Source organism: Paractinoplanes tereljensis (assembly GCF_016862435.1).
In the GTDB taxonomy this organism is placed as follows: domain Bacteria; phylum Actinomycetota; class Actinomycetes; order Mycobacteriales; family Micromonosporaceae; genus Actinoplanes; species Actinoplanes tereljensis.
The window spans coordinates 255,316-269,913 of sequence record NZ_BOMY01000002.1 but is presented as its reverse complement, the minus strand read 5'-3'; the positions used below and the strand labels follow the sequence as shown (position 1 = coordinate 269,913).

The window sequence follows — 14,598 nt, the reverse complement described above, 5'->3', positions numbered from 1 at the left end:
TTGGGCCGGTCCCGCCCATGCCATTCTCGAACGCCGCTCTAGCCGCCGTTGCCACGATACGGACTCCTGAGCCTCCGCCGGAGAAGGAGTCACATGGCCACCGAGGAAGTACCGGTTCTCATCGTGGGTGGCGGCCCAGTCGGGCTCTCCGCCGCACTCTTCCTGTCCCGTCTCGGCATCACCCCGACGCTCGTCGAGCGCCGGTCCACCACCTCGCCGCTGACCCGGGCCACCGGGGTGCACGCGCGCAGCATGGAGCTGTTCCGCATGGCCGGCCTGGCCGAGGAGATCCAGGCGACCGGCCTGCGGTTGGTGCCCCGGGCGGTCGCCGAGGGTCCGGACGCCGAGCCCGGCGTGATCCCGCGGGTCATCCTGCGCTCCCGCTCACTGTCCGATCTGGACTCGGCGCAGGTCATGGAGGTCGGTGAGGAGTTCTCCTTCGATCTGAGCCCGGCCAAGCCGGTGTGGTGCGGCCAGGATCTGCTGGAGCCGGTCATCCTGCGCGGCGCCCGCCGGTCCGGCGCCGACATCCGATTCGACACCCGCATGACCGCGATGACCGAGACCGCCGACGGGGTGCTCGCCGACCTCACCGACACCCGCACCGGCAAGGTCAGCACGGTACGCGCGAAGTACGTCATCGCCGCCGACGGCGTGCAGAGCGGCATCCGAGAGTCGCTGGGCATCCGGCGCACCGGCAACGGCGTGCTGCAGAAGATGCTGAGCGTGGTCTTCCGCTCCGACATGAAACCGGTGGTGGGCGACCGCAAGTTCATCCTCACCTTCATCGCCAACGAGAACGTGCAGGGGGTGGCGGTCTGTCTGGACGGCGCCGACCGGTGGATGTTCTGGACCGGCTACCCGGTGGCCTCCGGAATCGATCCGAGCCTGTTCAGCCAGGAGAAGTGCACCGAACTGGTGACCGCCGCGCTGGGCGTGGACCGGCCCATCGAGATCGAGGGCACCTTTCCGTGGGAGTCGGCGCACCTGATCGCCGAGAAGTTCCGCCAGGGCCGGGTCTTCCTGGCCGGCGACGCCGCGCACACACATCCGCCGGACGGCAGCTTCGGCGCCAACGCCGGTATCCAGGACTCGCACAACCTGGCCTGGAAACTCGCCGCGGTCCTGCACGGCACGGCGGGCGAGGGACTGCTCGACACCTACGACGCGGAGCGCCGCCCGGTCGGCCTGGCCACCGCCGATCAGGCGCTGCTGCGGGAGCGCAACCGGGCCACCGCCCACCGCGAGCCCGGGTTCCGGGACTTCCCGAACGTCATCCTGGGCTACCGCTACACCTCGGCCGCGGTGCTGCCGGACGAGGCCGACGCCGGTCGTGAGCACGAGACGGTGCCGGTCGAGCTGGACCTCACCGGCCGGCCGGGAACCCGGGTGCCGCACCGCTGGCTCAGCGGCGCCGACGGCCGGATCTCCACCCATGACCTGTGCGCCGACACCCTGGTCCTGCTCACCGACGCGGGCACCGACCGCTGGGACGAGGTGCCACCCATCGACTCGGTGCGGCACGTCCGGATCGGTGCCGGCGGCGACTACGAGGCCGAGCGGTCGCCGTGGTGGGAGGCCTTCGGCATCGGCCCGGAGGGCGCGGTGCTGCTGCGCCCGGACGGATTCGTCGGCTGGCGGGAACCGGCCGCGCCGAAGAATCCCGCGGAGCAACTGGACAGCGCGGTCCGCGCCCTGCTCGACCGTCAGCCCTGATCAACCCGGAGGAGAACGAAAATGGCAGCCACCCCTTTGCGTATCGGTCCCGAGCCGCTGCCCGTCGGCTCGGGCCAGTCCCCGTTCGAGGCGGCCGGCACGGTGCGCCGATTCGTCCAGATGATGTGGTCGAGCGGGCTCGTGCAGGCGGCCACCGATCTGCGCATCGCCGACCGGATCGACGAGCCAGTCGCCCTGGACGAGTTGGCCCGGCGCACCGGCACCGACCCCGCGGCCCTGCTGCGGCTGATGCGAGCCCTGGCCGCGCACGGCTTCTTCGCGGCCGGCGACGACGGGACCTTCCGGCACACCGAGTTCAGCCGTGCGCTGCGGGAGGACGCGCCGGGCAGCGTACGGAATCTGACCCTGCTGGCCAACTCCGAGTGGAACTGGCGTCTGTGGGGCAACGTGGCCGACGCCGTGCGTACCGGAGAAGCGGTTTTCCCCTCGGCTTACGGCAAGGACCTCTACAGCTACTTCCGGGACGACAACCCGGAGGCGGCCACCGTCTTCAACCGGGCCATGTCCGAGTCGGGTAAATGGACCACCGGCCCGATCGTCGAGGCGCTCGACCTGGACGGGGTGCGGACCGTGGCCGATGTCGGCGGCGGCCAGGGCGGCCTGCTGGCCGGGGTGCTGGCCAAGAACCAGGAGCTGCTGGGCACCCTGCTGGACAGCCCCGAGGTGCTGCGGCAGGCCGGGGAGAGCCTGCGCACCGGCGGTGAGCTGGCCGACCGCGTCACGCTGATCCCGGCCGACATCCGCGAATCGGTGCCGGTCACCGCCGACCTGTACGTGATGCGGCAGGTCATGCATATCTGGGACGACGAGACCTGCCTCAAGATCTTGCGCAACTGCGCCGCGTCGGCCAAGGCCAACGCCCGGATCGTGCTGGTCGAGCACGTGGTGACCGAGGGCGCCGAGCCCAACCCGACGTTCACCGTGCTGCTGGACCTGCTGATGATGCTGATCGGGCCGGGCCGGGAGCGCACCGAACGCGATTTCGGCAAGCTGCTCGACGCCGCCGGCTTCGACCTGGTCGGTGTCACCCGCATCCACGCCCCGCTGGCCCTCGTGACCGGCGAGCTGCGCTCGTGACCCGGCGGTTGTTCACCTCCGAGTCGGTCACCGAGGGCCACCCGGACAAGATCGCCGACCAGATCAGCGACGGTGTGCTCGACGCCCTGCTGCGTGCGGACCCGCGCAGCCGGGTCGCGGTGGAGACGCTGATCACGACCGGTCAGGTGCATGTGGCCGGGGAGGTCACGACCCAGGCCTACGCCGACATCCCGAGGATCGTGCGGGACACGATCCTCCGCATCGGGTACGACTCGTCGAAGAAGGGTTTCGACGGGGCTTCCTGCGGTGTCAGCGTTTCCCTCGGCTCGCAGTCGCCGGACATCGCCCAGGGCGTCGACAGCGCGCTGGAACTGCGGTCGGGTCACAGCGATCATGTGCTCGACGCCCAGGGCGCCGGCGATCAGGGCATGATGTTCGGCTTCGCCTGCTCGGAGACGCCGGAGCTGATGCCGCTGCCGATCGCGCTGGCCCACCGTCTCGCCCGCCGCCTGGCGCAGGTGCGCCACGACGGCACGATCCCCTACCTGCGCCCGGACGGAAAGACCCAGGTCACCATCGAGTACGACGGGCTGCGCCCGGTCCGCGTCGACACGGTCGTGGTCTCGTCGCAGCACGCGGCCGACATCTCGCTGGACTCGATGCTCACGCCCGACATCCGGGAGTTTGTCGTCGCGCCGGAGTTGGACGGTCTCGACAGCGACGGCTACCGCCTGCTGGTCAACCCGACCGGCCGGTTCGAGATCGGTGGCCCGATGGGCGATGCCGGCCTGACCGGCCGGAAGATCATCGTCGACACGTACGGCGGCTACGCCCGGCACGGCGGTGGCGCGTTCTCCGGCAAGGATCCGTCGAAAGTGGACCGGTCGGCGGCGTACGCGATGCGCTGGGTCGCGAAGAACGTGGTGGCGGCGGGTCTGGCCGAGCGCTGCGAGACCCAGGTGGCGTACGCGATCGGCAAGGCCCACCCGGTGTCGCTGTACATCGAGACGTTCGGCACCGAGAACGTTCCGTTGCAGCGGATCGAGAAGGCCATCACCGAGGTCTTCGACCTGCGCCCGGCCGCGATCATCCGCGACCTGGACCTGCTGCGGCCGATCTACCAGCAGACCGCGGCGTACGGGCACTTCGGCCGGGAGGCTCCGGAGTTGCCCTGGGAGAGCACGGACCGCGCACAGGAGCTGAAGAACGCTGCTGCCTGAGGGGGAGTGACGCAGGTGTTCGAGCGCATCGCCATCGTCAACCGTGGGGAAGCCGCCATGCGGCTGATCCACGCCGTCCGCGAACTCGCCGCCCGGACCTCGGCCGACATCCAGGTCATCGCCCTGCACACGGATGTCGACCGGGCCGCCACCTTCGTGCGGGAGGCCGACATCGCGTACGACCTCGGAGCGGCCACGGCGCGGCCGTATCTGGATCTGAAGGTGCTCGAACGCGCGCTCGTGGAGACCCGGGCCGACGCCGCGTGGGTCGGCTGGGGTTTCGTCGCCGAGGATCCGGCGTTCGCCGAGCTCTGCGAGCGCATCGGCGTCACCTTCGTCGGTCCGGACGCCGAGGCCATGCGCCGGCTCGGTGACAAGATCGGCGCCAAGCTCCTCGCCGAGGAGGTCGGCGTGCCGGTCGCGCCGTGGAGTCGCGGCCCTGTCGAGACGCTGGACGATGCGCTGACCATGGCCGCGCGGATCGGCTACCCGCTGATGCTCAAGGCGACGGCCGGTGGCGGCGGCCGGGGCATCCGGGTGGTCCGCGACTCCGCGGAGCTCGGCGAGGCCTACGAGCGCACGAGTCAGGAGGCGGTCCGCGCGTTCGGTAGCGGCGTCGTCTTCCTGGAACGGCTCGTGACGGGCGCCCGGCACGTCGAGGTTCAGGTGATCGCCGACGGCCGGGGAACGGCCTGGGCGCTGGGCGTCCGCGACTGCTCGGTACAGCGGCGCAACCAGAAGGTGATCGAGGAGTCGGCCTCGCCGGTGCTCGGCGGCGATCAGATCGCCGAGTTGAAGGCGGCGGCCGAGCGGCTGGCCGTCCGGGTCGGCTACCGGAGCGCGGCCACCGTCGAGTTCCTGTACCACCCGGGTACCCGGAGCTTCGCGTTCCTGGAGGTCAACACCCGGCTCCAGGTCGAGCACCCGATCACCGAGGCGACCACCGGCTTCGACCTCGTGCAGGCGCAGCTGCGGATAGCCGCCGGGGAACGGCTGCACGGGCGGCCGCCCGCCGAGCGGGGACATGCCATCGAGGCCCGCCTCAACGCCGAGGATCCGGACCGCGATTTCGCTCCCTCGCCCGGCCGGATCGTCCGGCTCGACCTCCCGGCCGGCCCGGGCATCCGGGTCGACACGGGCGTCAGCGAGGGCGACGTCATCCCCGGCGACTTCGACTCGATGATCGCCAAGATCATTGCGTACGGCCAGGACCGCGACGAGGCGCTCGGCCGACTCCGCCGCGCGATGGCGCAGACCACCGTGATCATCGACGGTGGCGCCACCAACAAGAGCTTCGTCCTGGACCTGCTCGACCAGAGCGAGGTGATCGACGCCAGTGCCGACACCGGCTGGATCGACCGGGTCCGGGGCGAAGGCCGGCTGGTCGCACGCCGTCACTCGGCGGTCGCGCTCATCGCGGCCGCCATCGGGGCCTACGAGGGGGAGGAGAGCGCCGGCCGGCACCGTCTGCTGTCCACCGCGTCCGGCGGTCGCCCCCAGGCTCACCACGTCGGCGGCCGGCCCGTCGATCTGAAACTGCGCGGCGTCGGCTACCAGGTACGGGTGGCCCGGGTGGGACCCCACCGCTTCCGCGTCGGTGTCGGCCGTCACCAGGCCGACGTCGAGCTCGACCGGTTCGACCGGTACACCGCGCACCTACGGGTCAACGGTGTCCGCTATCGCGTGCTGGCCGCCATCGAGGGGGTCGCGTACACCGTCGAGGTGAACGGTGTGGCCCATCGGATCAGCCGGGACGAGGGCGGCGTCGTGCGCGCTCCCGGCCCGGCCATCGTCGTGGCCACGCCCGTCGCGGTGGAGGCCGAGGTCGAGTCCGGCGCCGCCGTGCTGGTGCTGGAGAGCATGAAGATGGAAACGGTGATCCGGGCGCCGTTCGCGGCCCGGGTCAAGGAATGCGCCGTGCTGGTGGGTGACCAGGTCGAGTCCGGAGCGCCGTTGCTGCGGCTGGAACCGATCGGCGCCACCACCACCGCCCAGGCGGGCGACACCGCCCTGGCCGATCTCGAGCTGCCGGCCCCGGCCACGCCGGCCGAACCCCTCCGGCGCGGCCAGGAGGACCTGCGCGGCCGGTTGCTCGGCTTCGACGCCGACCCGCACGACGAGAACGCGGCGCTGGCCGGCTATCTGACCGCGCGGGCGGCCGCGACCGCGGACGATCGGCGTCCGCTGGTGGAGGAGGTGGACCTTCTCCTCGTTTTCGCCGACCTCGCCGAGCTGAGCCGCGACCGCCCGGCCAGCGAGTGCTTCCACACCTACCTGCAGTGCCTGGACGTCGACCGGGCCGGAGTGCCGCCGTCGTTCCAGGATCGGCTGGCCGCGGTGCTCGAGCACTACGGGGTCACCGGCCTCGAGCGAACACCGCAGCTCGAGGCGGCGGTGTTCCGCATCTTCCTGGCCCGGCAACGTGCCTCGGACGGCGCCGCCGTCGTCGCCGCGCTGCTGCGCGCCTGGCTGAGCGAGCCGCCGCCGGACACCGCGTTGCACGAGCCGATCGGCGCGGTTCTGGAACGGCTGGTGAAGGTGGCCCGGCACCGCTTTCCGGCCATCACCGACCTCGCCCGCGCCGTGGTGTTCGCCTGGTTCGCGCAGCCGTTGCTGCGCCGCAACCGGGCCCGGGTCTACGCCGAGGTGCGCGGTCACCTGCGCCACCTCGACGCGCACCCGGACGCGCCGGATCGCGCCGCCCGCGTCGCCGCCATGGTCCGCAGCACCGAACCGCTGGTCCGGCTGCTCGGCCAACGGCTGGCCCGCCGGGAGTCCGGCCACGAGGTGATGCTCGAGGTGCTCACCCGCCGCTACTACGGCAACAAGGGCCTGACCGGCGTACGCCACCGCGAGGTCGCCGGCTGCGCCTTCGTGGTGGCCGACCGCGGCGGCTCGAGCGTGGTCACCACGGCGGTACGGTTCGACCGGCTGGACCGCGCGGTGCGGGGCGTCGCCGAGCTCGCCGCCCGGGCCGGTGCGGTGCACGCCGACGTCTACGTGGCCTGGGAGGGACAACCAGCCGACTTCGACGAGACGGCGGCCGCGGTCCAGGAGGTGATCGGCCGGCACCCGCTGCCGGACTCGGTGCGCCGGATCACGACGACGATCGCCGGCCGCCGGGGAGCGGTGACGCACCAGCACGTCACCTACCGCCGTGGCGAGAACGGCATGGCCGAGGACCGCCTGATCCGCGGTCTGCACCCGTTCATCGCCCAGCGGATGCGGCTGTCCCGGCTGAGCGCGTTCGACCTGACCCGGTTGCCGTCCGCCGACGAGGAGGTCTACCTGTTCCGCGCCGTGGCCCGGGAGAACCCGGCCGACGACAGGCTGGTCGCCTTCGCCCAGGTCCGCGACCTCACCCCGCTGCGCGACGCCGACCGGCGGCTGGTCGCCCTGCCCACCGTCGAGGGCACGCTCGGCGCCTGCCTCGACTCGATCCGCCGCGCCCTGGCGCGCCGCCCGTCGAAGGCGCGTTTCCCCACCAACCACATCGTGGTCTACGTGTGGCCGGCCAGCGACCTCACCCGGGCCGATATCGACACCATCGCCGCCCGGCTCCTGCCGGAGGCCGCCGGCGCCGACCTCGAGGAGATCCTGCTGATCGGCCGCCGCCGCGACCCGGCGACGGGCGAGCTCGAGCCGATCGCGGTCCGGGTGCGGTTCGACGCGACCGGCGAACCACAGCTCGGCATCGGCACCCCGCCGGGCGAGCCGGTCCGGCCCCTCGACGACTACCGGCTCAGCGTGCTGCGCTCCCGTAGCCGCGGAACCGTCTACCCGTACGAGCTGATCGGCCTGCTCACCGGGCCGGCGGGCCGCTTCACCGAGTACGACCTCGACGAGTACGGCGTGCTCGTGCCGGTCGAGCGGCCGCGGGGACGCAACACCGCGGCGATCGTGGCCGGGGTCGCCTCCACCCCGACGGCGCGGCATCCGGACGGCCTGACCCGGGTGGTCCTGCTGGGCGATCCGACCAAGGCGCTCGGCGCGCTGTCCGAGGCGGAATGCGCCCGGGTGATCGCCGCCCTCGACCTGGCCGCCTGGATGCGCGTGCCGGTGGAGTGGTTCGCGCTCTCGGCCGGCGCCCGCATCTCGATGACCTCCGGCACCGAGAACATGGACTGGGTCGCCGCGGCACTCAAGCGCATCGTCGAGTTCACCCAGGCCGGCGGCGAGATCAACGTGGTGGTGGCCGGGATCAACGTGGGCGCCCAGCCGTACTGGAACGCCGAGGCGACCATGCTCATGCACACCCGGGGCATCCTGGTGATGACGCCCGACTCCGCGATGGTCCTCACCGGCAAGCGGTCCCTGGACTTCTCCGGCGGCGTGTCGGCCGAGGACAACTTCGGCATCGGCGGGTACGACCGGGTGATGGGCCCCAACGGGCAGGCGCAGTATTGGGCGCCCACGCTGTCCGCGGCCCGCGAGGTGGTTATGGCCCACTACGACCACACGTACGTCGTACCGGGGGAGACCGCACCACGCCGGGCCGTGACCGACGATCCGTCCGATCGCGACGTGTCCGTCTTCCCGCATTCCGCCGAAGGCAGCGACTTCACCACCGTCGGCCAGATCTTCTCAGCCGAGCACAACCCCGAACGCAAGAAGCCCTTCGACATCCGTACGGTCATGCGCGCGCTCTCCGACCAGGACCGTCCCGCGCTCGAACGCTGGGCGGGCATGGCCGACGCCGAGACGGCAGCGGTGCAGGACGTGCACCTCGGCGGTATTCCGGTCTGCCTGCTCGGCATCGAGTCACGTCCGCTGCCCCGGCGTGGATTCCCGCCCACCGACGGCCCGGACAGCTGGACCGCGGGCACGCTCTTCCCCCAGTCGTCGAAGAAGGCCGCTCGCGCGATCAACGCAGCCTCCGGCAATCGGCCGCTGGTGGTGCTGGCCAATCTGTCGGGCTTCGACGGATCGCCGGAATCCATGCGCAAACTGCAGTTGGAGTACGGGGCGGAGATCGGCCGGGCCATCGTCAACTTCCGCGGGCCGATCGTCTTCGTCGTGATCTCCCGCTACCACGGCGGCGCCTTCGTGGTCTTCTCCAAGGCCCTCAACCCGGCCATGACCGTGCTGGCGCTGGAGGGATCGTTCGCCTCGGTGCTCGGCGGAGCGCCGGCCGCGGCCGTGGTCTTCTCCGGCGAGGTCGACCACCGCACCGGGGCCGACCCCCGGGTGGCCGATCTCCAGGCCCGGGTCGCCGCGGCCCCCGGCACCGAACGCGCCGCCCTGAACGCAGAACTTGCCGGTATCCGGTCCACCGTCCGGGCGGAGAAACTCGGCGAGGTCGCCGCCGAGTTCGACCGCCGGCACGACATCCGCCGCGCGGTGCGGGTCGGCTCGGTCGACGCCGTGATCAGCCCCGCGGAACTGCGTCCCCGCGTGATCCGGGCGATCGAGTCGTCCCTGAAGGGAACCACCACATGATCCTCGTCAGCGGCTCCATCGCCACCGACCACCTGATGACGTTCCCCGGCAGTTTCGCCGAGCAGATCCTGCCCGAGAGCCTGTCCGCCATCTCGCTGTCGTTCCTGGCCGACGAACTGACAGTGCACCGCGGCGGAGTGGCCGCCAACATCGCCTACGGCATCGCCCGGCTGGGTGGCCGCACTGTCCTGGTCGGTGCGGTCGGCGCCGACTTCGACGTCGAGTATCGCGGCTGGCTGGAGGCCAGCGGCGTCGACTGCGCCGGCGTGCTGACCAGCGCGACCGCGCACACCGCCCGGTTCGTCTGCACCACCGACCGCGAGCTGTGCCAGATCGCCACCTTCTACCCCGGGGCGATGAGCGAGAGCGAAAGCATCGACCTGGCCCCGATCGGTGACCGCCATCGGCCGACACTGGTCCTGATCGGCCCGGACATGCCCGGCGCGATGCTCCGGCACGCCGCGGTGTGCCGCGACCGTGGATGGCGGTTCGCCGCGGACCCTTCGCAGCAACTGGCCACCATGACGGCAGCCGAGGTCCGTGAGTTCATCACCGGCGCCGCCTACCTGTTCACCAACGAGTATGAGTACGACCTGCTCCTGGACCGGACCGATCTCTCCGACCGGCAGCTGACCGAGCTGGTCGGCCTGGCGGTCACCACGCTGGGGGCCAAGGGCGTACGCCTCACCGACCGTCTCGGCACGTCGACGGTCCCCGCCGTGCCGGTCGACCGGGTGATCGATCCGACCGGCAGCGGGGACGCCTTCCGGGCCGGGTTCCTCATCGGCACGGCCCGGGGGCTGAGCCCGTTCGCCGCGGCCGAGCTCGGATGCCAGGTGGCCACGCTGTGCCTCGCGCAACCCGGCACGCAGACGTACGACCCGCGCGGCCTGGGCGGGCCGGACCATGTCTGACCTGGTGGCGGCCCAAACGTTGCGGACAGCGCTGCGCCGGCGGCGTTCCGGCGTGCTGCTGTTCAGCCTCACGCCGCCGAGACGCAGCGAGAGCGAGGACCGGATCCGGGAGATCGCCGCCGTGACCCTGGAACGCCTCACCGCTCTCGACCTCGACGGGCTGATCCTCTACGACCTCGACGACGAGGCCGACCGCAATGCGGCCGAGCGCCCGTTCCCCTATCTTCCGACGCTCGATCCGGGCCGCTACCACGCGGAGTTCTTCGGCGGCTGGGACCGGCAGTCGATCATCTACCGGTGCGTCGGTAAGTACGACGAACAGGAACTGCGGACGTGGCTGACGCACGCCGACCCGAACCGGGTGCTCAGCGTCTTCGTCGGCCCGTCGTCCGGCGACAAGGCGGTTCGCACCGGGCTGCGTCGCGCCCACGAGCTGCGCCGCGAGCTCAACCCGGACCTGGTGACGGGCGCGGTCGCGATCAGCGAGCGCCACGCCCGACGCCAGGACGAGCACCTGCGCATGCTCGCCAAACAGGACCTCGGCTGCGACTTCTTCGTGTCACAGGTCATCTACGACATCGCCGCTACCAAGAACCTCATCTCCGACTACGCCCACGAGTGCCGGACGCGTGGAATCGAACCCCGCACCGTGATCTTCACGCTGTCGCTGTGCGGATCGCTGAAGACGCTGGAGTTCCTCCGCTGGCTGGGCGTCGAAGTGCCCCGGTGGCTGCAGCAGTCGATCAGCCACGCCGGCGACCCGCTGGGGGAGTCCTTCCGGCACGTGCTGCACATCGCCCGGGACCTCGCCGGCTTCTGCGAGGACCTCGGCGTGCCGCACGGGTTCAACATCGAAAGCGTGTCGATCCGCAAAGCCGAGATCGAGGCCGCGGCCGAGCTGGCCACCGAGGTCGCCGCGCTGCGCCGGCTCAGTTCTCCCGTGATCCGAGCTTAGGCCGCACTCTTGCTATGCAACTCGTTGCATAGCAGACTCCAGGGTGTGGCGCTGGAGCATGCGATTCTGGTTTCGCTGCTGGAGCAGCCGGGGTCGGGGTATGAGTTGGCCCGGCGCTTCGAGCGGTCCATCGGGCGGTTCTGGACGGCCACCCACCAGCAGATCTACCGGGTCTTGAAGCGTATGGAGACCGACGGCTTGGTTACCGGGCACGAGGTCGGTCAGGACGGGCGGCCCGACAAGCGGTCCTACCAGGTGGCCGAGGCCGGCCGGGCGGTGCTGACCGAGTGGCTGCGCGAGCCGGTGCAACCGGAGGCGGTGCGGCACGATCTGGCCGTCAAGATTCGCGGGGCGGCGTTCGACGACGCGGCCGGGCGGGCGCGGCTGGTCGACGAGGTGCGCCGCTATCGCGCCGGGCACGAGGAGACCCTGGACCGCTACCTCGCCGGTGAGCAGCGGGACTTTCCGGCCGGCGAGGACCTGGACACCGGGCAGCGACTCCAGCACGTCGTGCTGCGCGGCGGGATCGCCTATGAGCGGATGCTGCTCGACTGGCTCGACGACGTACTCGAAACGCTCTTGAAAGGTTTGCCGTGATTCTCAATCCGCGTACCTATGACCCCACGCATCTCGATGACGAGTCCCGGCGGTTGCTTCGGGCGACCGTCGACTTCTTCGAGGAGCGCGGCAAGAAAGCGCTCATGGCCAGCTATCTCGACCGGGCGTGGTACTCGGACTTTCTCGACTTCGCGGCCAAGGAAGGGCTGTTCGCGACGTTCATGACGCCGGCGATTGACGGCGGTGGCGACCCGGACAAGCGCTGGGACACGGCGCGTAACGCGGCGCTCAGCGAGATCCTCGGCTTTTACGGGCTCGACTACTGGTACACGTGGCAGGTCACCGTGCTCGGCCTCGGCCCGGTGTGGCAGAGCGCCAATCAGGAGGCCCGGAAACGCGCGGCGAATCTGCTCGCCGACGGGCACGTGATGGCGTTCGCGTTGTCCGAGCGGGGTCATGGCGCCGACATCTACGCCACCGACATGGTGCTCACGCCGGTGGACGGTGGCGGCTGGAAAGCCAATGGCACCAAGTACTACATCGGCAACGGCAACGTCGCCGGGCTGGTGTCGGTGTTCGGCAAGACGCCGGACGGCTACGTGTTCTTCGCCGCCGACAGCCGGCACGACAATTACCACCTGATCGACAACGTGGTGAACAAGCAGATGTATGTGAGCACCTTCGAGCTGCGCGACTACCCGGTGCGCGAGCAGGACATCCTGCACGCCGGGACGGGCGCCTTCGACGCCGCGCTCAACACCGTCAATGTCGGCAAATTCAATTTGTGTACGGCCGCGATCGGCATCTGCGAGCACGCCATGTACGAGGCGGTCACCCACGCCCACCGCCGGATGCTGTACGGCAAGCCGGTCACCGCCTTCGCGCACGTGCGGCGGGAGCTTTCCGACGCGTACGTCCGGCTGGTTGGCATGAAGCTCTTCAGCGACCGCGCCGTGGACTATTTCCGGTCGGCCGGCCCGGACGACCGCCGTTATCTGCTGTTCAACCCGATGACGAAGATGAAGGTCACCACCGAGGGCGAGAAGGTCATCGACCTGATGTGGGACGTCATCGCGGCCAAGGGTTTCGAGAAGGACACCTATTTCGACAAGGCGGCCATGGACATCCGTGGCCTGCCCAAGCTTGAGGGCACCGTACACGTCAACCTCGCGCTGATCCTCAAGTTCATGCCCAATTACCTTTTCCATCCGGTGGAGTACGCCGAGGTGCCGACCCGGCAGGACGCGGCTGACGACGAGTTCCTGTTCCGGCAGGGGCCGGCTCGCGGGCTCGGCGCGATTCAGTTCCACGACTGGCGCATCGCCTACGACCAATTCGCGCATCTGCCGAACGTGGCCGTCTTCCGGGAGCAGGCCGACGGTTTCTGCCAGCTGTCGGTGGCCAAGGAGCAGCACAGTGACCTGGACTTCCTGCTCGCCGTCGGGCACCTGTTCGCGCTGATCGTCTACGGCCAGCTGATCCTGGAAAAGGGCGGCGTCGACGACGCCCTTCTCGACGAGATTTTCGCGGTCCTGGTCCGGGACTTCTCCGAGTACGCGACCGAGCTGCACGGCAAGACCGCCACCACCGACGAGCAGGCGGCCTGGGCTCTCGCGCACATCCGCCGCCCGGTGGCCGACGAGTCCCGTACCGAAGCGGTCTGGCAGCAGGTCCTTTCCCTGGTCGGCGCCTACGAGATGAAGCCTTAGGCCGGGAACAACCGGCGGTGGAGCGGCGTGGCCCGGAAGGGCCCGCCGTGGTGCGGGCTGCGCCAGGTCTCCAGCTCACCGACCTGTAGTTCGTAGTCGGGGTGCACGCCGTCGTCGCTGGTGCGCCGGTCGAAGCTGACCGGGAAGTGGTCGCCGCAGCTGACCGGGACCGGCTCGGGGAAGGGCGCGTAGATCGGCGCCCAGGCCCGGGTTCCGCCGCTCAGGGCGTCCACCTCGCGGCCGCCGCGCGATTCGGCGGCCACCCTGGTCCACAGGAGAATCCCGGACATGAGCGCGGTGCCCACGCCGATCCGCAGGTCGGCGGTGCCGAGCTCGTCCGGCGCGGGTGGCGGGTCGTCGGCGGCGAAGACGATCGACTCGACCGGAACCATCGTCGAGATGATCGCGTCGGCGGCCGGCCCGCCGAGGCAGAGGCGCAGGTCGAAGGGTGCGCCGGCGGCCTCGAAGACGCGATGCAGGTAGGGCCGCGTCTCGTCGGCCAAAGGCAGGTCGTGCTCGGTCAGGTCGACAGCGGCGGCCCAGGTCTGGATGCGGAACGGGATCCAGACGCAGTCCTGGGTGCAGAGCCGGGCGCGAGCGTCATTGAGGACCGCGATCGCACCCTCGGCGGACGCGATGTTGCCGACGATCTCGGAGACGCAGACCTCCGCCCGTACCGGAAGGGTGGTCTCGGTGGAAAGACCCGGCAGCACCGTGACCCGGTCGCTCAGGCCGGCCATCGCGACCGCGTCCGCCGCCCGGTCGGCGGTGGACCGGTCGGCCTCGATCGCATAGACGTGCCGGGCCCCGGCGTGGGCGGCCTCGACCGCCCACAACGCGTCCCGGCCGGTGCCGATGTCGACCACCACCCGGCCGTGCGCGGCCGCCCGGACGGCATCGCGGTAAGCGCGATGCCGGTCGTCGGCGGCGTCGAAGGCGTCGTAGACCCGGTCGTCGTAGGCGGGATATTCACCCATCGACGGAAAGAGCAGATAGGGCGAGCCGTTGGTCACCCGCTCATCGTGCCC

9 protein-coding genes are annotated in these 14,598 nt (G+C 70.7%); 8 read left to right on the top strand and 1 reads right to left on the bottom strand.

Annotation, left to right across the window (positions count from 1 at the left end; translation table 11 throughout):
• The first annotated feature begins 93 nt into the window (after positions 1-93).
• Genes Ate02nite_RS02525 through Ate02nite_RS02490 form a run of 8 tightly spaced genes read left to right on the top strand, consistent with a single transcriptional unit; the run spans position 94 to position 13,570 of the window.
• Positions 94-1,716 (top strand): FAD-dependent monooxygenase, encoded by a 1,623-nt coding sequence (locus tag Ate02nite_RS02525; protein WP_203798204.1) that lies wholly within the window; start codon positions 94-96, stop codon positions 1,714-1,716.
• A gap of 21 nt (positions 1,717-1,737) precedes the next feature.
• Complete coding sequence (locus Ate02nite_RS02520) at positions 1,738-2,814, top strand: methyltransferase (protein WP_203798202.1); 1,077 nt, start codon at positions 1,738-1,740, stop codon at positions 2,812-2,814.
• On the top strand, positions 2,811-3,995 hold the full coding sequence (gene metK, locus Ate02nite_RS02515) for a methionine adenosyltransferase (protein WP_203798200.1): 1,185 nt from the start codon (positions 2,811-2,813) through the stop codon (positions 3,993-3,995). The genes Ate02nite_RS02520 and metK overlap by 4 nt, the downstream gene beginning before the upstream one ends.
• Before the next feature lie 15 nt (positions 3,996-4,010).
• On the top strand, positions 4,011-9,434 hold the full coding sequence (locus tag Ate02nite_RS02510) for an ATP-binding protein (protein WP_203798198.1): 5,424 nt from the start codon (positions 4,011-4,013) through the stop codon (positions 9,432-9,434).
• Positions 9,431-10,348: a carbohydrate kinase family protein gene (locus Ate02nite_RS02505; protein WP_203798196.1), complete on the top strand. Its 918-nt coding sequence runs from the start codon at positions 9,431-9,433 to the stop codon at positions 10,346-10,348. Before Ate02nite_RS02510 ends, Ate02nite_RS02505 begins: the two co-directional genes overlap by 4 nt.
• Complete coding sequence (locus Ate02nite_RS02500; RefSeq protein WP_203798195.1) at positions 10,341-11,303, top strand: methylenetetrahydrofolate reductase; 963 nt, start codon at positions 10,341-10,343, stop codon at positions 11,301-11,303. Before Ate02nite_RS02505 ends, Ate02nite_RS02500 begins: the two co-directional genes overlap by 8 nt.
• Positions 11,304-11,348: 45 nt before the next feature.
• Positions 11,349-11,900: a PadR family transcriptional regulator gene (locus tag Ate02nite_RS02495; RefSeq protein WP_203798193.1), complete on the top strand. Its 552-nt coding sequence runs from the start codon at positions 11,349-11,351 to the stop codon at positions 11,898-11,900.
• Positions 11,897-13,570 carry an acyl-CoA dehydrogenase family protein gene (locus tag Ate02nite_RS02490; RefSeq protein WP_203798192.1) on the top strand — a complete coding sequence of 558 codons (1,674 nt, stop codon included), beginning with the start codon at positions 11,897-11,899 and terminating at the stop codon, positions 13,568-13,570. The genes Ate02nite_RS02495 and Ate02nite_RS02490 overlap by 4 nt, the downstream gene beginning before the upstream one ends.
• Here the strand turns inward: Ate02nite_RS02490 and Ate02nite_RS02485 are convergent.
• Positions 13,567-14,583 carry an SAM-dependent methyltransferase gene (locus tag Ate02nite_RS02485; protein WP_203798190.1) on the bottom strand — a complete coding sequence of 339 codons (1,017 nt, stop codon included), beginning with the start codon at positions 14,581-14,583 and terminating at the stop codon, positions 13,567-13,569. The two genes, Ate02nite_RS02490 and Ate02nite_RS02485, sit on opposite strands and share 4 nt — an antisense overlap.
• Positions 14,584-14,598 lie beyond the last annotated feature (15 nt).

Excerpts from the sequence above, each read along its gene's own strand:
- Ate02nite_RS02505 (WP_203798196.1), top strand. The coding sequence starts at position 9,431 with ATGATCCTCGTCAGCGGCTCCATCGCCACCGACCACCTGATGACGTTC.
- Ate02nite_RS02525 (WP_203798204.1), top strand. The coding sequence starts at position 94 with ATGGCCACCGAGGAAGTACCGGTTCTCATCGTGGGTGGCGGCCCAGTC.
- Ate02nite_RS02520 (WP_203798202.1), top strand. The coding sequence starts at position 1,738 with ATGGCAGCCACCCCTTTGCGTATCGGTCCCGAGCCGCTGCCCGTCGGC.
- Ate02nite_RS02500 (WP_203798195.1), top strand. The coding sequence starts at position 10,341 with ATGTCTGACCTGGTGGCGGCCCAAACGTTGCGGACAGCGCTGCGCCGG.